15 protein-coding genes are annotated in these 18,821 nt (G+C 61.5%); 4 read left to right on the top strand and 11 right to left on the bottom strand.

Going from position 1 to position 18,821, the window contains the following annotated elements; translation table 11 throughout:
• Positions 1–5: 5 nt before the first annotated feature.
• The 4 genes from AC3Y64_RS24945 to AC3Y64_RS24930 are packed head-to-tail and all read right to left on the bottom strand — an operon-like array spanning position 6 to position 3,980.
• Entirely contained in the window at positions 6–992 is a 987-nt protein-coding gene (locus AC3Y64_RS24945) for a lysylphosphatidylglycerol synthase domain-containing protein (protein WP_489985596.1), read from the bottom strand.
• Positions 989–2,263: a cardiolipin synthase ClsB gene (clsB, locus tag AC3Y64_RS24940; protein ID WP_489985595.1), complete on the bottom strand. Its 1,275-nt coding sequence runs from the start codon at positions 2,261–2,263 to the stop codon at positions 989–991. The genes AC3Y64_RS24945 and clsB overlap by 4 nt, the downstream gene beginning before the upstream one ends.
• The gene (locus AC3Y64_RS24935) at positions 2,260–3,057 is read right to left on the bottom strand and encodes an endonuclease/exonuclease/phosphatase family protein (RefSeq protein WP_489985594.1); all 798 of its coding nucleotides are present in this window, start codon (positions 3,055–3,057) and stop codon (positions 2,260–2,262) included. The genes clsB and AC3Y64_RS24935 overlap by 4 nt, the downstream gene beginning before the upstream one ends.
• Positions 3,054–3,980, bottom strand: a complete 927-nt coding sequence (locus AC3Y64_RS24930) for a DUF72 domain-containing protein (protein ID WP_489985593.1) — start codon at positions 3,978–3,980, stop codon at positions 3,054–3,056. The genes AC3Y64_RS24935 and AC3Y64_RS24930 overlap by 4 nt, the downstream gene beginning before the upstream one ends.
• Positions 3,981–4,218: 238 nt before the next feature.
• Here AC3Y64_RS24930 and AC3Y64_RS24925 point away from each other — a divergent pair, with 238 nt between their 5' ends.
• A complete protein-coding gene (locus AC3Y64_RS24925) occupies positions 4,219–6,315 on the top strand; it encodes a mechanosensitive ion channel domain-containing protein (RefSeq protein ID WP_489985592.1) in 2,097 nt (698 codons plus the stop codon).
• A 141-nt stretch (positions 6,316–6,456) separates the two neighbouring features.
• Here AC3Y64_RS24925 and AC3Y64_RS24920 read toward each other — a convergent pair whose 3' ends face one another.
• Positions 6,457–10,743: a DEAD/DEAH box helicase gene (locus AC3Y64_RS24920; RefSeq protein ID WP_489985591.1), complete on the bottom strand. Its 4,287-nt coding sequence runs from the start codon at positions 10,741–10,743 to the stop codon at positions 6,457–6,459.
• 324 nt (positions 10,744–11,067) lie between these two features.
• Here AC3Y64_RS24920 and AC3Y64_RS24915 point away from each other — a divergent pair, with 324 nt between their 5' ends.
• Together AC3Y64_RS24915 and AC3Y64_RS24910 are read left to right on the top strand one after the other, a co-directional pair.
• The gene (locus tag AC3Y64_RS24915) at positions 11,068–11,952 is read left to right on the top strand and encodes a sugar nucleotide-binding protein (RefSeq protein WP_489985590.1); all 885 of its coding nucleotides are present in this window, start codon (positions 11,068–11,070) and stop codon (positions 11,950–11,952) included.
• The gene (locus tag AC3Y64_RS24910; RefSeq protein ID WP_489985589.1) at positions 11,945–12,874 is read left to right on the top strand and encodes an NAD-dependent epimerase/dehydratase family protein; all 930 of its coding nucleotides are present in this window, start codon (positions 11,945–11,947) and stop codon (positions 12,872–12,874) included. The genes AC3Y64_RS24915 and AC3Y64_RS24910 overlap by 8 nt, the downstream gene beginning before the upstream one ends.
• Before the next feature lie 183 nt (positions 12,875–13,057).
• Here the strand turns inward: AC3Y64_RS24910 and AC3Y64_RS24905 are convergent, their stop codons facing one another.
• The 5 genes from AC3Y64_RS24905 to AC3Y64_RS24885 all read right to left on the bottom strand — a co-directional run bounded on the left by AC3Y64_RS24905 (position 13,058) and on the right by AC3Y64_RS24885 (position 17,258).
• Positions 13,058–13,756 (bottom strand): OmpW/AlkL family protein, encoded by a 699-nt coding sequence (locus AC3Y64_RS24905; protein WP_150648543.1) that lies wholly within the window; start codon positions 13,754–13,756, stop codon positions 13,058–13,060.
• A 248-nt stretch (positions 13,757–14,004) separates the two neighbouring features.
• Complete coding sequence (locus AC3Y64_RS24900; protein ID WP_489985588.1) at positions 14,005–14,523, bottom strand: DUF3299 domain-containing protein; 519 nt, start codon at positions 14,521–14,523, stop codon at positions 14,005–14,007.
• 11 nt (positions 14,524–14,534) lie between these two features.
• On the bottom strand, positions 14,535–15,800 hold the full coding sequence (locus AC3Y64_RS24895; protein ID WP_158959674.1) for an ABC transporter permease: 1,266 nt from the start codon (positions 15,798–15,800) through the stop codon (positions 14,535–14,537).
• A gap of 1 nt (position 15,801) precedes the next feature.
• Positions 15,802–16,512, bottom strand: coding sequence for an ABC transporter ATP-binding protein (locus AC3Y64_RS24890; RefSeq protein WP_489985587.1), 711 nt, complete (start codon positions 16,510–16,512; stop codon positions 15,802–15,804).
• A 146-nt stretch (positions 16,513–16,658) separates the two neighbouring features.
• A complete protein-coding gene (locus AC3Y64_RS24885) occupies positions 16,659–17,258 on the bottom strand; it encodes a DUF2796 domain-containing protein (RefSeq protein ID WP_489985586.1) in 600 nt (199 codons plus the stop codon).
• A 135-nt stretch (positions 17,259–17,393) separates the two neighbouring features.
• On the opposite strand from AC3Y64_RS24885, the gene AC3Y64_RS24880 reads away from it, so the two are divergent.
• Positions 17,394–17,753 carry a hypothetical protein gene (locus AC3Y64_RS24880; RefSeq protein WP_489985585.1) on the top strand — a complete coding sequence of 120 codons (360 nt, stop codon included), beginning with the start codon at positions 17,394–17,396 and terminating at the stop codon, positions 17,751–17,753.
• Between the two features lie 110 nt (positions 17,754–17,863).
• Here AC3Y64_RS24880 and trxA read toward each other — a convergent pair whose 3' ends face one another.
• Positions 17,864–18,736, bottom strand: coding sequence for a thioredoxin (gene trxA / locus AC3Y64_RS24875; protein WP_489985584.1), 873 nt, complete (start codon positions 18,734–18,736; stop codon positions 17,864–17,866).
• Positions 18,737–18,821: the final 85 nt, after the last annotated feature.

Below are 18,821 nucleotides of genomic sequence, written 5' to 3'. Positions count from 1 at the left end.
AATGCTCAAGAGGGTTTCTTCTCGATCCGCAGCGCCTTCGCCTTGGCCTCCACCACCAGATACATCACCACCGTGATCAACAACGGCAACAGAAAATAAATCGCCCGATACGCCAGCAACCCCGCCACCAGGCTGCCCCGTGATGCCTCATGCTGCAGCAGCGCGACAAACACCGCTTCCAGCACCCCAAGCCCCGCCGGAATGTGGGTAATGACCCCGGCAATCGCACTGATCAACAAAACCCCCAACACCAATGGATAATCGAGCTTGCTCGGCAGCAAAGTGAAAATCACCGCCGCCATCAACGACCAGTTCAATGCGCCCAGCAACAGTTGCAACACCGCCATACGCAGCGACGGCAGATTGATTTCCACGCCGCGAATCGACCATTCGCGGCGCTTGGAAAACTGACACGCCGCCAGATAACCAGCGCTGATCAGCAGCAGTAAAACGCCGATGCCTTGCAGGGCAGTGGTGCTGACTTTCCACCCCGGTGGCATGGTCACCAGACCGCTGCTGAACACCACGCCGGCGATGGTCATGTAGCCAAACCAATTGGTCGCCAGGCTCAGGCCGAGGATCTTGGCGATGTTGCTTTTGCTGACGCCCAGCCGCGAATACAGCCGATAGCGCATGGCAATCCCGCCGACCCACGCGCTCAGGTTCAAGTTAAATGCGTAGCTGATGATCCCCACCGGCAGGATCTGTTTCCAGGTCAGATCCTGACGAATGTAAGTGCGCCCGATCAGGTCGAAACTGGCGTACACCAGAAAGCTCAACAACGTCAGACTGGCAGCGATGATCAGCGTGCGCACTTTGAAGTCGGCGAGGGTTTCCAGCACTTCTTTCCATTCGATGCGCGTGGCGAACATCGTCAGCAACACGATCAATGCGAGGAAAAACAGCAACGTCAGCGGACGTTTCCAGCGGCTCCATTTCGAGTGCGTCGCAGGTGCCGAATGTGCGCTCGAATGCGCTTCGGAATGGCTCATGATGCGTCACCTCGAAACGGCTTGAGTCGCGGTTTGTGCGCCGGCAGCCAACCGGCCATCGCCGGGAAATGCCGGAGAAAGTGAAACACCAGAAACCCCACGGTCATGTGCCAGATCCGCCCGCGTGGCGACTTGCTCGCATCCATGGCTTTGCAATGATTCTGGCTGAGATCTTCTAGGCGCTCGAACAAGTGCTGATTGAAGGCGCGGTCGCGGATCAGCACGTTGGCTTCCAGGTTCAGCGACAAGCTCAACGGGTCGAGGTTGCTCGAACCGACGGTGCTCCATTCCTCGTCGACCAGCGCGACTTTGCCGTGCAACGGACGCTGGCAATATTCGTGGATTTGCACGCCAGCCTTGAGCAAATAATCGTAGGTCATGCGCGCCGCGAGTTTGGCCACCAGCATGTCTGGCTGACCTTGCAGGATCAGCCGCACATCGACACCACGGCGTGCGGCATTGCGCATCTCGCGCAGCAATCGATAACCGGGGAAGAAGTAGGCGTTGGCGATCACCACCCGGCGTTTAGCGCGGCGCAGCACTTGCAGATAAACGTCCTCGATATCGGTGCTGTGCTGGTCGTTATCACGGAACACCAGACGTACTTGACCGTCATGATCGTCGAAGGCCATTTCGGCGCGACGCTGGCGGCGGCGCTGCCACCAGAACCGCGCGCGGCCCGGGCGACCACTTTGCAGCAGGGCGAAATGGTGGATGTCGGCCACTGCCGGGCCCTGAACTTCCACCGAATAATCCTGCTTGGCCTCAGGGCCGAAATCAGCCAGATGATCGCCGGAAAAATTGATTCCACCGATGAACGCGACCATGCCATCGACCACGACGATTTTGCGATGCAAGCGGCGAAACCAGTTGGTGCGGATGCCGAGACGCTTGGGTGCCGGATCGAAGATCTGCAAATGCACCCCGGCCGCACTCAGCGCGCTGAGATAGCCGGTGGTCAGCTCGCCGCAGCCAAAGCCGTCGAGGCTGACGGTGGTGCGCACGCCGCGCTTCGCCGCATCAATCAGAATCTCCTGCAGTTCGGCGCCGACCTTGTCTTCGAAGACGATGAAGGTCTCCAGGAGGATTTCACTTTTCGCCGCGCGCATGGCTTCAAATACGCGCGGGAAATACTCCTCGCCGTTCTCCAGCAATTGCACATGGTTGTTGCCCTGCCAGCGATATTCGACATCGACTTGGCCGGGCTCGCGTATCGGCGGGGTAATGGCTATCGGTTCCACGGCGGATTTCTCCAGCGGCGCGCTGTTCATAGTTCGATCTCCACCGATAACGGTGCGTGGTCGGAAAGGTGAGACCAGGGCCGGTTGGCGAGGACTTTCGGCTGGCTGGCTTTAAGGTTGCGCACGTAGATGCGGTCGAGGCGCAGGGTCGGCAAACGTGCGGGGAAACTGCGCGCCGGTTTGCCGTGCTGTTCGGCGAACACTTCGCGCAAACCGCAAGGTTTGAGCAGCGCATCGGCGCGTTGGCGCCAGTCGTTGAAGTCGCCAGCGACGATCACTGGCGCGTCGTCAGGCAACTCGGCAAGGCGTTCGCCAAGCAGTTTCAACTGTGCGTTGCGATGGCTTTCGCGCAGGCCCAGATGCACGCAGATTGCGTGGATTTCCGTACCGTCACCGGGCAGGCGCAGCACGCAATGCAACAGGCCACGGTTCTCGTGGCCGCTGATCGACACATCGAGGTTGTCGTGGCGGATGATCTGGAATTTCGACAGCAGGGCATTGCCGTGATCGCCCTCCGGGTACACCGCGTTGCGGCCGTAAGCGAACTGCGGCCAGAGGCTGTCGGCGAGGAACTCATACTGCGGCATCGTCGGCCAATTGCTGTAGCGCTTGGGATGATGCTCGTGGGTGCCGTGAACTTCCTGCAGGAACACCACGTCGGCGGCGACGCTGCGCACCGCTTCGCGCAATTCCGGGAGGATGAAGCGCCGATTAAGCGCGGTGAAACCCTTGTGGGTGTTGACCGTCAGCACAGTGAAGGTGCGCACCGTCGGCGCGACCACCGAGCCCTCATCAGTGAAACCGACCGGTTCTGAAATGCTCATGCCAGCACTCCTTGCGCAGCGGGTTTGCCGGGGGCGGTCGAGAGGTCTTTATCCAGTTCGAAACGCTGCAGCAGATCGCGGGCGTCGTAGGGCGCGCGGACTTTGATGTCGTTGTCGAAATAGCAGAACACTTCGCGGGATTTGCGTGGGCGCGGCTTCAAGCGTGGCGCGATCAGGTGGGCATCTTTCGGTTGTTCGCCGTGATGCCAGGCGTCGATGCGCTCGGCCCAACGCTTCAGGGCTGGCGCCGTGTAGCCGCTGGCATAAAGCTCTTCGGCACCGTGCAGGCGCAGATAGACGAAGTCGCTGGTGAGGTCTTCGCGGTACGGCCATTTGTTGGCGGTGTCGGCGATGACCAGTGCGGTGTTGTAGCGCTTCAACAGCCGCACGAAATCGGGATCAAGGAAGCTGTCATTGCGGATCTCCACGGCATGGCGCAGCGGTTTTTTGCGCCAGGCTTTCATGCTCGCGTGGCCGTGCAGGTGGCCATCGTGTTGATGGGCGAGGGCAGCGGCCGCTTCGGTGTCGTGGGGCAATAGAGCGAGGAAATGCTCAAAGCGCTCAGGCTCGAATTTGAAGTTCGGCGGGAATTGCCAAAGGATCGGCCCGAGTTTTTCCTTGAGTTCCAGGATCCCGGAAGCAAAGAAATTCGCCAGCGGTTTTTCAATGTCGCGCAAGCGGCGGATGTGGGTGATGAAGCGCGGCGCCTTGACGCTGAAGATGAAGTCGTCAGGTGTTTCGGCGTACCACTGTGCATAACGTTCAGGTCGTTGCAGGGCGTAGAACGATCCATTGATTTCGATGCTGTTGACCGCCCTCGACGCAAACTGCAATTCGCGCTTTTGCGCCAGTCCCTTGGGATAGAAATCCCCCCGCCACGGTGCGTAGCGCCAGCCGGAAATACCGATGTGAATCGTCGCCATATCGCCCTCCCGTCGAAAGTCCTCGTGTTGCCGGTATCTTTTGATGACTGCGGGCGGATCGGGAAAGTTTCGATGGCGTTACGGACGGTACGTGCTGCTGAGCACTTGCTCAACCCGTGTGGGAGCCAGCCCTGCTGGCGATAGCGCTGGGACGATCACTGCCAATGGCGGGGCTCTTGAACTTGCCGCACAAATATCGATCAGTTCCTTACAGGTTCAACCACGGGAGATCGGAGTTTTGTTCAAGTTCAGGATCGCCATTCTGCTGGGAGCACTGCTGTTTCTAGGCGCCAACGAACTGGAGGCCGCCGCACTGCCGGGTGTGCCGGCCGCCGCCGAAGAACCGGCCAAACCCGAGCCGCTGGTGCAGGGTGGACTGCTCGGTGCGATCAGTTCGAGCATCGACGACGTACAAGACAAACTCGATATCAACGAACATCTGGTCGATGCCTGGCGCCTGCGTGCCGACCGCGCGGCCAATGAGGTCGACAAACTGGTCAACCAGCCGTCGAACCGCTCGGGCTGGAGCGTTGCCGGGGATTTCCTCACGCTGTCTGGCGCCTGGCTCGGCAGTTTCGCCCTGCTCACCGTGCTCGGCAGTCTGTTGGCCAAACGCCTACGCGAAGGTCGCTGGTTGCGCACCCGCCAGCGCAGCCAGGACCTTATCGGCTACTTGCTGCCGTACACCGTGCCGGCGCTGATCTGCCTGCCGCTGACGCTTTACGTCAGCCACTTTCTGCAAGCTTCGGTCGGACGTGCGCTGGCGCTGTGTCTGGCCTACGCCACCAGCAGCGGCATTTTTTCCACGTCGATATTTTTGTGCGTGGTGGTGATGTTCAACGTCGGCCATAAACGTCCGGCGGCGCGAATCATCCGTCATTACTGCCCACGACCGCTGTTCCTGATCGGCTTCCTCGCGGCCCTCAGCGATGCCCTGACCAGCCCGCAGATCGCCCGCCAACTGGGCGGCAATATCACCAGCAGCGTCGCGGTGTTCACTGGGCTGATTGCCTCGGTGATTTTCGGATTATTGGTGATTCGCCTGCGCCGTCCGGTGGCCCATCTGATTCGCAACCGTTCGCTGAGCCAGCGGCTGAAACAACCATCCTTGCAGGAGTCGCTGCGGATCTTTTCCGGGCTGTGGTACTGGCCGATTGTGTTGATGGTGCTGGTGTCGGTGGTGAGTTTGATCGGCATCGGCGAAGACAATCAAAAGGCCCTGCGCTGTGCTTTGTTCACCACCGTGTTGCTGATCGGCACGGTGTTCCTCAGCACGATCCTGCAGCACTTGTTCAAGTCGCGAAAAGCCGAAGCGATCCAGCGCAGCAGCGCCTACAAGGAACGCTTTCTCAGCCTGTTGCACGCCTTGCTGCGAATCGTCATCGCGGTTGCTTTCATCGATATCCTTGGGCGGATCTGGGGCGTGTCGCTGCTCGATTTCGCCCAGAGCAGCACGGTCGGCCGGGCGATCAGTGATGCGTTGAGCCGCATCGGTCTGATCTTCCTGGTGACGTGGTTGTTGTGGGTGGTGCTCGACACGGCGATTCAGGAAGCGTTGAAACCACCCGTGAGCAAGCGCGGCGCGCGTCAGCCGAGTACGCGGGTGAAAACCATCCTGCCGCTGCTGCGCAACGCGATCAAAATCATCCTTGTGGTGATCTGCGCGATCACCACCATGGCCAACCTCGGCATCAACGTCGCGCCACTGCTGGCCGGTGCCGGGGTGGTCGGTCTGGCCATCGGTTTCGGTTCGCAGCAACTGGTGCAGGACGTGATCACCGGGCTGTTCATCATCATCGAAGACACGCTGTCGATTGGCGATTGGGTGGTGCTCGATTCCGGGCATGCCGGCACGGTCGAAGGGCTGACCATTCGCACCCTGCGTCTGCGTGACGGCAAAGGTTTTGTGCACTCGGTACCGTTCGGCCAGATTAAAGCGGTGACCAACCAATCGCGGCAGTTTGCCTTTGCGTTCTTCTCGGTGCAGTTCAGCTATGACACGGATGTCGACAAGGCCATCGAGCTGATCCGCGAGACCGGCGATTCGATCCGCGAAGACCCGTTTCTCAAGTACAACCTGCAAGGGCCGCTGGATGTGTTTGGCGTGGACAGGATGGACTTGAACGGCGTGGTGCTGACGGCGCAGTTCCGCACGGTGTCGGGTGGGCAGTATGCGGTGAGCCGGGCTTTCAACCAGCGCTTGAAGAAGCTTGTGGATAACAGCCCGGTGGTGCATTTCGCGCAGACTTATCCACAGCAGGTTTTGTTGCCGAAGCGGCAGGTGCACGAGGGAGAGGTGGTTGCGACTGAGGTGCCGCAGGAGTCGCGGACCTAGGGTGAATTCCTGAAGTGGGACTTCCGGCCTCATCGCTGGCAAGCCAGCTCCCACAGGGTTTTGGGTGATGCTGGAATAGAAGGCACACCCCAAATCACTGTGGGAGCTGGCTTGCCAGCGATGAGGCCAGAACAGCCGACATCAATGCCGGATCAGCTTGCTGCGCACCTGCTCCATATCGATCTGATCCAGCTCCAGCCAGAACTGCTGCTTACCGGCAATCTCTGCCGCCGCCGGCAACCCATCGCGATACACCAGCCGATTACTTACCAGCGCCGGCACTTTCACCCCCGGCAACAACGTCCCGGCCAGATTCAGCGGATCAACTCCGCACACCGCAACCAGACTGCCGTCATGCGGCCGCCGTCGCACTTCGCGCAACAGTGGAATCGCCTCAGGCAAGGCAAACTGTTCCCCCGCCAGGCCACTGACAAACCGCCCGCCACGAATTTCGCCGCGCGCTTCCAGCCGATGAAACGTGCGCAGCAATTCCCGCCAGCTCGGCAACCAATCCGCCTCGCGCTCCAGCAAACGCCAGAACACCACGCCATAGCGGCGCAACAAGGTCATGGCGACGTGTTCCAGCGTCTCGCTGTTATCCACGGCTGCCCCGCGCCGCAGTAACGCCCAGCGCCCGGCATCGTCCATGCCGCCAACAAATGCGCCGCGTCCACGCCGACTGCTGCGCTGCTGGCGCTTGCTTGCCGGGGTGATCAGCGCGCGCAGGCCAGCGAAGCTGTCGGCATTCACCAGCCCGGCGCCGACCAGTTCCTGCAAGGCGATTTCCAGTTCGGTGCGCAGCAGATGCGCTTCGTGGATCAGCTCATCGAAAAACAGTGCGCCGTGTTGGCTGAGGGCTTCATACACCTTCTGGGTTTTCGGCGACAGTTCGCTCACGGGCGTCTGTTCGGCCAGCGCACTCCACAAGCCAACCTGACTGCGCGGCAGCAACACAATCGGCGTGCTGCGCAACGCCGTACCGCTGATTTTTTGCCGGGCACTGAGGCGCGTCCACACCAGTTTGCCGTTGCGGCACAGCTCATCCAGCCAGCTCGGCGAATAATCCTTGAGGCGCGCCGGGAGAATGTCGCTGTCCCACGCCGAAGCCGCCGCCGCGTAGCCTTCGAACTGGCCGACAATCGCCGGCAACACCGCATTGCCCTGACCGCGCGTTGCGGGCGATAGATGCTGCCAGTCGAACAGAAACCGCATGAAATCCTGCAAAGCCACCGGTTCGATTTCCCGGCGCAGACGCTTGACCGTGTAGCGATGAATGCGCGCGAGCAGATGGCGTTCGCACCACTCCTCGATGTTCAGTTTCGGCGTGAACTGACCGCGCAGCACATAGCCTTCGCGCTCCAGTTGCGCCAAGGCTTGATTGACTTGGATGGCCGGCAGCGCCAGCGGTTCGGCGATGGCAGGTAAAGGCAACGGGCCGAACGCACCGAGGCGTGCGCGGATCACTTCGACCAATGCCTCGTCCAACGTCCAGGCCTCAGCGAATCCCGGCAATGCCTCCAACTCGGGTTGCAATTGGGCCTGTGGATAAAGTGCTCGCAGACAGGTCAGGCGTTCGCGAGCCAGCCACAAGCCATGCTCCGTATCGACCTGCAAACGACAGGCGCGCCCACTGCTGGCCAAGGTTTTCAGCCAATCCTGCCAGCCTTCGTTCGCCTGCACTTCAGCCTCGCTGATGCACGCCAGGCTCATCAATGCCTCGTGCATTTCATCCACGGCGTTCGGCGTCGGCCAAGCTTCTTCACGCACGGCGTTTATCGCATCTGCATCCAGCGCGCCGAGGTCATCGGTCGATTGCGGATCGCTCCAGCGCCGGTTGATCACTGCTTGGGTGCGGCGTTCTTCCAGCGGTGCATCGTCGAGAAAGGTGTACGGCCGCGCGCTGAGAATTTCTGCCGCGAGCGGCGAGGGCGCCGGTAAATCGCGGCTGATCAAACGCACCTCGCCACGCTCCATGCGCCGCAGCAGATTGAGCCAGCCTTCGCTGTCCATCGCTTCGTGCAGGCAGTCGTCGAGGGTTTGCTCGATCAATGGATGTTCGGGGATTTCGCGCTCGCCAGCGAGGTTTTCCAGGCAGGCGATCTGGTCGGGAAACACGCTGGCAATCAGGTCTTCGCTTTTCATCCGCTGCAACTGCGGCGCGACTTTGCGCCCGCCGGTAAAGCGCGGCAGCGCCAGCGCCACGCCGGCATTCCAGCGCCAACGCACGCCGAACAGCGGCGCATCGAGTACCGCTTGAATCAGGATGTGCTCGGCGCTGTTGCTGTGCAGGTAGCGCCAGATTTCGTCGAGTTCAAAACTGTGGCTGGTGGACAGCGACAGGACGATCGCGTCTTCGCTGGCCGCCGCCTGCAATTCGAAATTGAAGGTGCGGCAGAACCGCTTGCGCAGGGCCAGACCCCAGGCGCGGTTGATGCGACTGCCGAACGGCGAATGGATGATCAGTTGGGTGCCGCCGGACTCGTCGAAAAACCGCTCCATCAGCAAAGTATCTTGCGAGGGCAGGGCGCCGAGGGTTTGCCGGGCGCGGGCGAGGTATTCGACCAATTGCTCGGCGCTGGCGAGGTTAAGGCCGAGGGTTTGCGTCAGCCAGCCGAGCGCCGGTTGCAAGTCTCCGCGGCTGGCGCCGAGCAGCTCGTCGAGCTGCGCTTGCAGGCGTGCCACCGCCGCCGACAGTTCATCGCTGCGCCCCGGCGCTTCGCCGAGCCAGAACGGAATGGTCGGCGGCTGGCCGTGGGCATCCTCGACGCGCACCTTGCCGGTTTCCACGCGCAGGATGCGGTAAGACGTATTGCCGAGCTGGAACACATCGCCGGCAATGCTTTCTACGGCGAAGTCTTCGTTGACGCTGCCGATGTTCAGGCCTTGCGGCTCAAGCATCACGCTGTAATCGGCGTTGTCGGGGATGGTGCCGCCGCTGGTCACGGCTGCGAGTTTCGCACCACGCCGGCCACGCAAGGTGCGGCTGACGGCGTCGCGGTGCAGGTAGGCGCTGCGGATGCCCTGACGACCGTTGTAGCCTTCGGCGAGCATGCTCAGCAGCGCCTGATAGTGTTTTTCGTCGAGGTCGCGATAGGGCGACGCTTGGCGGAACATCGCCAGCAAATCGTCCTCCGGCCATTCCTGACAACTGACCTCGGCGATGATCTGCTGCGCAAGCACATCCAGCGGCGCGACGGGAATGTGCAGGGTATCGAGTTCACCCCGGCGCACGCAGTCGAGCAGGGAGGCGCATTCGATCAGGTCGTCGCGGGTGGTGGCGAACAGTCGTCCCTTGGGTGTGCCACCGACCTGGTGCCCGGAGCGTCCAACTCGTTGCAGAAACCCGGCAATGGAGCGCGGCGAGGCGATCTGACAGACCAGATCGACTTCGCCGATATCGATGCCCAACTCCAAAGAAGCCGTGGCGATCAATACCTGCAACTCGCCGCGCTTGAGGCGTTGCTCGGCGTCGAGGCGAAACTCCTTGGCCAGGCTGCCGTGATGCGCCGCCACCGCGTGCTTGCCGAGGCGGTCGCTGAGGTGACGGCTCAGGCGTTCGGCCAGGCGCCGGGTATTGACGAAAATCAGTGTGGTGCGGTGCTCGCGGGCCAGTTCGGCGAGGCGATCGTAGACCAACTCCCAAACGTCGTTGGCCATGACGGCCGACAACGGCACGGGCGGTACTTCGATGCCGAGATCCCGTGGCCGCGCGTGGCCAATGTCGATGATTTCGCAGGGGCGGTCATGGCCGACGAGGAATTGCGCCACGGCTTCCACCGGTTTCTGGGTGGCGGACAGGCCGATGCGGGTCAGCGGTTCGGCGCACAAGGCTTGCAGGCGTTCAAGGCTCAGGGCCAAGTGGCTACCGCGTTTGTCGGCGGCCATCGCGTGGATTTCGTCGATGATCACCGTGCGCGTGGTGCCGAGCATGTTTCGCCCGGATTCGGAGCCGAGCAGGACGTAAAGCGATTCCGGCGTGGTCACCAGAATGTGCGGCGCGGTTTTGCGCATGGCCGCGCGGTCTTTTTGCGGGGTGTCGCCGGTGCGCACGGCGGTAGTGATGTGTACTTCCGGCAGGTGCATCTGACGAAGTTGTTCAGTGATCCCGGCCAATGGGTTTTGCAGGTTGATGCGGATGTCGTTGGACAGAGCTTTGAGCGGCGAGACGTAGACCACCAGGGTTTCGTCGGGCAAGCCGTCGGGGTTTTCCAAGCCGCGGTGGACGAGGTCGTCGAGTACGGCGAGGAACGCGGTGAGGGTTTTGCCCGAGCCGGTGGGCGCGGCGATCAGCGTCGAGCGGCGCTGGCGGATCAACGGCCATGCGCGGGCCTGGGCGGCGGTGACCGCCGGGAAGGTTTTGCTGAACCAGGCGCTGACGGCGGGGTGAAAGCCTGCCAGAGCGCTGTCGGCGGGAAGGGGCAGATTCATGGGGTAAGTTATGCGGGCGCAGGGGGGAAGATGCAAGTACCGCTCAGGATCTCCGCTGTCTGACTAGGCCTCATCGCTGGCAAGCCAGCTCCCACAGGGTTCAGCGCTGATTACAAATTCGGTGAACAATCGCAATCCTTGTGGGAGCTGGCTTGCCAGCGATGGGGCCAGATGCCACAGCACAAATCCTTGGGATGAACACTTTACGGATGACGGTTGCGCACTAAACCCGCAAAATGCAACGATTCCGGCAATTATCGGCGACGCTTCCACAAGATCTGTCGCTCAAGCCATCGTTCCAACCAGACTGGGCCTGCTGACTCTATGCGAATGCGCCTTATGTTACTGGGCGGCGGAAATGCCCTTGGGCAGGCGCTGATTCGCCTCGGTGCAGAGGAAGACATCGGTTTCCTCGCCCCCCGCCCGCCCGAAAACGGCTGGGATGCCGCGAGCCTGACCCAATTGCTCGACGACACCCGTCCCGATGCGTTGATCAACCTCGCCTACTATTTCGACTGGTTCCAGGCCGAGGCCGTCAGCGATACGCGGATGGCCGGGCAAGAGCGTGCGATCGAGCGCCTGGCCGAACTGTGCCAGCACCACAACATTGTCCTCGTGCAGCCCTCCAGTTATCGGGTGTTCGACGGCTCGCGTGCGACTGCTTACAGCGAAAAAGACGAACCGGTGCCGCTGGGCCTGCGCGGTCAGGCCTTGTGGCGCATCGAACAGAGCGTTCGCGCGACCTGCCCGCAGCACGTGTTGCTGCGTTTCGGCTGGCTGCTCGATGATAGCGCCGACGGCACTCTCGGGCGTTTTCTCGCCCGCGCCGAGCAGCCGGAAGAATTGCTCCTGGCCGACGATCGCCGTGGCAATCCGACCCCGGTCGACGACGCTGCACGGGTGATCATTTCGGTGCTCAAGCAACTCGATTGCGCCGCGCCGCTGTGGGGCACCTATCACTACGCCGGCCACGAAGCGACCACGCCGCTGGCGCTGGGTCAGGCGATTCTGACCGAAGCGCGCAGCCTGCACGCCCTGTCCATCGAAGCGCCGACCGCACAGGCTCACGCCGCGCGTCCGGACGCCGCCGAAGAGCCGCAACACGCCGTGCTGGCCTGCAAGAAAATTCTGCACACTTTCGGGATCAAGCCGCGCGCCTGGCGTGCCGCGCTCCCGGCTTTACTGGATAGGTTTTATCGCCATGGCTGAAGGCCCTGTTTTAATCACCGGCGGCGCCGGTTTCATTGGCTCGCACCTGACCGACGCCTTGCTTGCCAAGGGCCATTCGGTGCGGATCCTCGATGACCTGTCGACCGGCAAACGCGCCAATCTGCCCCTGGACAATCCCAGGGTCGAGCTGATTGTTGGCGATGTCGCCGATGCCGCGCTGGTCGCTCAAGCGATGCAGGGTTGCAGCGCCGTGGCGCACTTGGCCGCCGTCGCTTCGGTACAGGCCTCGGTGGATGATCCGGTAAAAACCCACCAGAGCAATTTCATCGGCACGCTGAATGTCTGCGAAGCGATGCGTCAGGCTGGGGTCAAACGCGTGTTGTACGCCTCCAGCGCGGCGGTATACGGCAACAACGGTGAAGGCCAGTCCATCGACGAAGACACGCCGAAACAACCGCTGACGCCGTATGCCTCGGACAAACTGGCCGGTGAGCACTACTTCGATTTCTATCGTCGCCAGCACGGTCTGGAACCGGCGATCTTCCGTTTCTTCAACATCTTCGGCCCACGTCAGGATCCGTCCTCGCCGTACTCCGGGGTCATCAGTATTTTCAGCGAGCGCGCACAGAAAGGCCTGCCGATCACCGTGTTTGGTGACGGCGAGCAGACGCGGGATTTTCTCTATGTCGAAGATCTGGTCGATGTGCTGGTGCAGGCCATCGAGAACCCTGAAGTGGAAGCGGGCGCGGTGAACGTCGGCTGGAACGAGTCGATGAACCTCAAGCAAATGCTCGCGGCGCTGCAAACGGTCATGGGTGAGTTGCCACCGGTCAGCTACGGCCCGGCGCGTTCCGGTGACATCCGCCATTCGCGGGCCAACAACAAGCGGCTGCTGGAACGCTTCAAGCTGCCAGCGCAGACGCCGATGAGCGTCGGCCTGGCGCGGTTGCTCGGCAAATAAGCGTTTCACGGACATGAAAAAGGCGCCCTTTGACAGGCGCCTTTTTCACGGCCGGAATTTGTCGCCATTCCTGTGGCGAGGGGACGTTGTCCCCCGATCAACTGCGTACGGTCTCCGTCAGTTCTAAGCCTGCTCACCACCAAGCCTCATTCACCACCACGTGAACATTCGGTAAAAATCAGCTTAGAACTTATAGCCCAGACCGACCATGTAGATGAACGGATCGACATCCACGTTCACCCGTGCGCGGGTGCCTGGTGCGACGGCGTTGTTTTCGACAGTGGCGCGGGTATCGATGTCGATGTAGCGCACTTGGGCGTTGAGCATGATGTTGTCGGTCAGCATGTAGTCCGCACCGACCTGCCAGGCCAGACCCCAAGAGTTTTTCGCCTTGAAGTTGCTGAAGCCTGCAGTCTGCGCTTCGCTGCCGACGTGCTCGTCGTAGATCCAGGTGTAGTTGATGCCGCCGCCGACATACGGCTGGAATGCCGACTTCGAATCCAGCGGGTAGTAGACGACGCTGAGGGTTGGCGGCAAGTGCTTCAGGGTGCCGAGCTTGCCGTTGGCCGCAGGTAGGGCAGTGCCCTTGAGCTTGACGTCATGCTCGAATGGCGTGGCCGCGAGCAGTTCGATGCCGACGTGATTGGTGAGCATGTAGGCGAAGTTCAGACCCAGTTGGGTGTCGCTGCTCATGGTCGCCTTGCCGCCCAGATTGGTGCCGCTCAACGGACCCTGATCGACCTTGACGCTGGAACTGTCGGCCTTCGGGTTGACGGTGATTGCACCGGCGCGGATGAGGATGTCACCGGCCTCGTGGGCGTGGGCGAGCGGGGCTGCGAGCGCGAGGGCAAACAGCGAAGCGCTGAGCAAGGACTTGTTCATGGGGGCTCCAAAGGACGTTAAAAGTTTCTGATGTCCTATGGTACGAAGCCAACTGATACGGTCTTTTGACTCAGCTCAATGAAACAGTGAAGGGGCGGACTTTTGCGGAGCCTTTGCGGGCCTCATCGCTGGCAAGCCAGCTCCCACAGGTTTTGTTGGTGATCACAAAATTTGTGAACGACTCATACACTGTGGGAGCTGGCTTGCCAGCGATGGGGTCCTTACAGATGGCACAAAACTACCGGGATTTACTCCGGCAGCTCATACACATAAATCTTGTCGGCATCCATCTGATACCCGGCATCCGCCAGCTCGCTGCTCGATGCCTTGACCTGCAACGGCCCCTCGACCCAGTACGGCTGATACAACTCATCAAGCTTCACGCCCAACTCGCTTTTGACATGCACGATCTGGTTCGACGGCGGTGGCGGCACATGGATGCACGCGCCGAAATACGGCACCAGCAGGAAGTCAGTGGTGCGCCCCTCTTCGTTGACTTCCAGCGGCACGATATAGCCCGGCAGGCGAATGGTCTGACCGTCGAGCGCCTGCACCACCGGCGCATTCGGCATGTCCTGTTTGGCTGCTGGCGCAGACTCGGCAGACAACGCGTCGCCCATCTTCGACAGATCGTGCAGTGGGGTCATGTTCGGCACTTCTGGCGCGGCGTCCGGCGGGATCATTTCCGACCAGGTCAGGTCTTTCGGCGCCGCCGCCCACACGGGCAGGGCGACCAGCAACAGCAGCGCAAGCAAGGCGCGGGGCATGGTGAACATCCTCATAAACGGATCGACAGGCCATCGGCCAAAGATTGGCGATACGCACGCCAGGCCGGCACGCTGCCCATCAGCAGCGCGGCCGCCAGAATGCCACCGAGCAGCGTCCATTCATACTCGCTCGGCCACGCCAGCGGCAGGTACAAACCGTAATTGGCCTGCACGTAACCTTGCGCGGCGGCGATGCCGATGTAGAGCAATGCCAGTCCGGCGATCACTCCGGTCAACGCCAGTGCAAAAGCTTCCAGCACCAGCAGACTCGCAATGTGCCACGGCCGCGCGCCAACCGAACGCAGAATCGCCATCTCGCGGCGACGTTCGTTGAGGCTGGTGAGAATCGCCGTGAGCATGCCGATCAATCCGGTCAGCACCACGAACAGCGACACTACGAACAGCGCCTTTTCGGCGGTACTCATCAGGCTCCACAACTCCTGCAACGCCACGCCCGGCAGGATCGCCAGCATCGGTTCGCCCCGGAATTCGTTGATCTCGCGTTGCAGTGCAAACGTGGAAATCTTGCTGTTGAGGCCGAGCATGAACGCGGTGATCGCTTGCGGCGTCAGGTCCATGTTGCGTGCCTGATCCGCCGTGATCCGCCCGTTGCCCCGCGCCGGCACGCCGTTGTGCCAGTCGATGTGAATCGCCTCCATGCCGCCGAGGCTGATGTGCAACGTGCGATCGACCGGGGTGCCGGTGCGCTTGAGAATGCCGACCACGGTAAACGGCTTGTCGTCGTGTTTGACCAGACTGATCGCCGCCACGCCGTGGGCCAGCACCAGTTTGTCGCCGAGTTTGTAATGCAGCGCATCGGCCACTTCCGCGCCGAGCACTACCTCAAACGGGTCGGTGGCAAACGCTCGACCGTCGGCGAGTGCCAGATGTTGCTGGCGACCGTACTGGTAATGCTCGAAATACGCTTCGGTGGTGCCCATCACCCGGTAGCCGCGATGCGAATCGCCGAGCGACATCGGGATCGCCCACTTCACTTTCGGGTTGTTGGCGAAGTGTTCGAAGCTGTCCCAGCGGATGTTGTTGGTGGCGTTGCCGATGCGGAACACCGAGTACAGCAGCAGGTTTACCGAACCCGAACGGGCGCCGACGATCAGGTCAGTGCCGCTGATGGTGCTGGCAAAACTGGCTTTGGCCTCGGTGCGCACCCGTTCAACGGCGAGCAACAGACACACCGACAAAGCGATGGCGAAGGCAGTGAGCAGGGCGGTAAAGCGGCGGTTGGCCAGGCTGGCCATGGCCAGACGAAACAGATACATCTCAGACCTCGGCAGACGTGGCGGCGCGATTGAGCTCGGCCAGGGACAGGTGACGGTCGAACAGCGGCGCCAGGCTCTGGTCGTGGCTGACGAACAACAGGCTGGAACCGGCTTCGCGACATTCAGCGAAAAGCAGGCGGATGAAGTTTTCCCGGGCGTCGTAGTCGAGGGCCGAAGTCGGTTCGTCGGCGATCACCAGCTCAGGCTGGCCGATCAAGGCGCGGGCAGCGGCGACCCGTTGCTGTTGGCCGATGGACAGCGAATCAGCACGACGGCTGAGAATGCTTTCATCCTTCAAACCCAAGTGGGCGAGCAGGGTGGCGGCGGCTTGATCGACGCTGCCGTGGCGCTGTTTCGCCCGTTCTGCGCGCAGTTTGGAAAAGTGGCAGGGCAGCTCAACGTTCTCGCGCACCGAGAGAAACGGCAGCAGGTTGAACTGCTGAAAGATGTAGCCAGTGTGGTCGACGCGAAAGGTGTCGCGGGCGCCGGCGGAGAGTTCGGTGAGTTCCTGGCCGAGCAGGCGAATGCTGCCGCGATCAGGTTTCTGCACACCGCCGAGCAATCCGAGCAGGGTGGTCTTGCCGCTGCCGCTGGGGCCTTTGAGGAACAGGGTTTCACCCGCTTCAAGGCGAAACGCCGGGATGTTCAGCAGCGGCGGGTGACCGGGCCAGCTGAAGCCCAGGTCGGACAGTTCGATGAGTGCTTGGGTCATGGCACCAGTTTCATAAGATGAACACAGAACCCCTGTAGGAGCTGCCGAAGGCTGCGATCTTTTGATCTTCTTGGAAGGCAAAAGATCGCAGCCTTCGGCAGCTCCTACATTGGATCGCGATGGATCACCGGGACTTTTCGGTGGAATCAGAATTTCAGGGCAGCAGCCTTGGCCGTCACTTCGGTACCTTGCTGGCCGCTGGCGCTGATCAGTTGTACCTGAATTTTCTGCGTGGCCGGGAAGGTCTTGAAGACGTTCGCCAGATCCAGGGTCTTCAGCGCACCCGGGGTGGCGCAGGTGAATTGGTAGTGCGCGTGGATTTCGCTGTGATCGTGGTGATGCTCGTGGCCGTCCTTGTCGGCTTCATCGTCGTCATGATCGTCGGCATCCGGTTTGTCGCCGAACAGCGGGCTCTCCAGTTCCTGGCGGGCGACCTTGCAACCTGCCGCCGCTGGCAGGCTGAACAGCACCAGCGGGTTTTCCAGTTGCGCGCGGGCAGCGGCGACCTTGGCCTTGTCAGCATCGCTGGTCGCGGCGTGTTCGAAGCCGACCAGGTTCATCGCCGGGCTTTCCAGCTCCAGCTCCAGGGTCTGGCCGTCCAGCGCTGCGTTCAGGCGACCGACGCCGTGTTCATGCGCGCCGAGGCTGCCGTGTTCATGGTCGTGATCGTGGTCATGCTCCTCGGCGGCATGGGCGATGGCCAGCGGCAACAGGGCAAACGGCAAAGCGAGCAGCAGACGACGCATGGTGGTCTCCGGGAAGTAAAGTGAAGAGTTTGTTATGTAATCTTATAACGAAAGTCCGCAGAGTTTGCCCGTGCGCTTGGCGTTGCACAAGTCCCGTGGGAGCATGCAGGTCAGAAATGTGCAGGAGCGAACTCAATGTTGCGGATACGCGGAACCGTCGGCGCCATGCCGGTGGATTTGACAGTGGAACTGGATGACAGCGATTGGGGGAAGCTCGGTTCGGCGCTGAATGCGCAGGCACCGATTGCCCAACCTGAGGTCGCCGCGTCGGCGCCAGCGGCGAAACCGCTGAATCAGGACGATGCGTTGTGGCAGGTGGCGAAGGATTTGTTGCGCAAGGCCGGGCAACTCAGCGGGCCGGATCTGCTCGATCAGCTTGAAGGGCTGACCGGCAGCGCGGTGGCGGGCAAGCGCTTGCTGGTGCGCCTGCGCCATAGCTCGGACGTGAAAGTAGTGAGCGGCGGGGATACGCCGCTCTACAGCTGGATCGAGTGAGCCGCTAAAGATCGCAGCCTGCGGCAGCTCCTACAGGTTCAGCGTTCATCCGCAAAATGCGCGGTGAACGATCCCGTGTAGGAGCTGCCGCAGGCTGCGATCTTTTGATCTTAATAAAGCGCCGCAAACATTTTGCGGCGGTACACCGTCACCAGCGGATGCTCGTTGCCAAGCAGTTCAAACACCTGCAGCAAGGTCTTGTGCGGCAAACCTTCGCTGTAGCTGCGGTTGCGGATAAACAGCTTCAGTAGTGCATCCAGGGCCGCTTCATACTGCTGGCGAGCGAGTTGCTGGATCGCCAGTTGATACACCGCTTCATCGTCCTGGGGATTCTGCGCCAGACGGCTTTTCAGGTCAGCCGCATCCGGCAGATCACGCGCCAGGCCGAGGAACTGAATTTGCGCCTTGGCACCGGCCAGCGCGGCCTTGTGCTCATCGCTTTTGACCGCGTCGAGCACGGCCTGCGCTTCGCCCAGTTCGCCGCGTTCAGTCAGGCAACGGGCATAGAGAATCAGCGCCTTGGCATTGGTATTGTCTTCGTTGAGCATCACCACCAGCGCCGCTTCGGCATCGGCGTAACGTCCGTCATCGAACAACACCTGCGCCTGTTCGAACGGATCAGCGGCGGCCGGCGGCGGCATCTGCACATGCGGCTCAAGCAGGGCGCGCACGGCGGATTCCGGTTGCGCACCGGCAAAACCGTCGACCGGTTGACCGTCCTTGAACAGCACCACGGTCGGCAGGCTGCGAATGCCGAAACGGGCGACGATGTCCTGCTCGATGTCGCAGTTGACCTTGGCCAGCAGCAACTCGCCCTGATAGCTCTCAGCGATGCCTTGCAACATCGGCATCAACGCCTTGCACGGCGCACACCATTCGGCCCAGAAATCCACCAGCACCGGTTTGTTGAAAGAAGCTTCGATCACCGACTGGTCGAAATCGGCAGTCGTGGCGTCGAAGATGTACGGCGTTTGCTCACTCATGGGGGATCTCGTCAAAGCGTGGATGGGGCAACTATACGGCTTGGCGGGGGGTGGCCGGAAGCGGGGCAAATTTGAGAGGTGTACC

It is taken from the genome of Pseudomonas sp. 4CAES_32.4, from assembly GCF_058136335.1.
This window is presented reverse-complemented; position numbering and strand designations above follow the sequence as displayed.

Bases quoted from the DNA above. Each gene is read 5' to 3' on its own strand.
- AC3Y64_RS24945 (WP_489985596.1), bottom strand. From the start codon at position 992: ATGAGCCATTCCGAAGCGCATTCGAGCGCACATTCGGCACCTGCGACG.
- clsB (WP_489985595.1), bottom strand. From the start codon at position 2,263: ATGAACAGCGCGCCGCTGGAGAAATCCGCCGTGGAACCGATAGCCATT.
- AC3Y64_RS24935 (WP_489985594.1), bottom strand. From the start codon at position 3,057: ATGAGCATTTCAGAACCGGTCGGTTTCACTGATGAGGGCTCGGTGGTC.
- AC3Y64_RS24930 (WP_489985593.1), bottom strand. From the start codon at position 3,980: ATGGCGACGATTCACATCGGTATTTCCGGCTGGCGCTACGCACCGTGG.
- AC3Y64_RS24920 (WP_489985591.1), bottom strand. From the start codon at position 10,743: ATGAATCTGCCCCTTCCCGCCGACAGCGCTCTGGCAGGCTTTCACCCC.
- AC3Y64_RS24915 (WP_489985590.1), top strand. From the start codon at position 11,068: ATGCGAATGCGCCTTATGTTACTGGGCGGCGGAAATGCCCTTGGGCAG.
- AC3Y64_RS24910 (WP_489985589.1), top strand. From the start codon at position 11,945: ATGGCTGAAGGCCCTGTTTTAATCACCGGCGGCGCCGGTTTCATTGGC.
- AC3Y64_RS24905 (WP_150648543.1), bottom strand. From the start codon at position 13,756: ATGAACAAGTCCTTGCTCAGCGCTTCGCTGTTTGCCCTCGCGCTCGCA.
- AC3Y64_RS24900 (WP_489985588.1), bottom strand. From the start codon at position 14,523: ATGCCCCGCGCCTTGCTTGCGCTGCTGTTGCTGGTCGCCCTGCCCGTG.
- AC3Y64_RS24895 (WP_158959674.1), bottom strand. From the start codon at position 15,800: ATGTATCTGTTTCGTCTGGCCATGGCCAGCCTGGCCAACCGCCGCTTT.
- AC3Y64_RS24890 (WP_489985587.1), bottom strand. From the start codon at position 16,512: ATGACCCAAGCACTCATCGAACTGTCCGACCTGGGCTTCAGCTGGCCC.
- AC3Y64_RS24885 (WP_489985586.1), bottom strand. From the start codon at position 17,258: ATGCGTCGTCTGCTGCTCGCTTTGCCGTTTGCCCTGTTGCCGCTGGCC.
- AC3Y64_RS24880 (WP_489985585.1), top strand. From the start codon at position 17,394: ATGTTGCGGATACGCGGAACCGTCGGCGCCATGCCGGTGGATTTGACA.
- trxA (WP_489985584.1), bottom strand. From the start codon at position 18,736: ATGAGTGAGCAAACGCCGTACATCTTCGACGCCACGACTGCCGATTTC.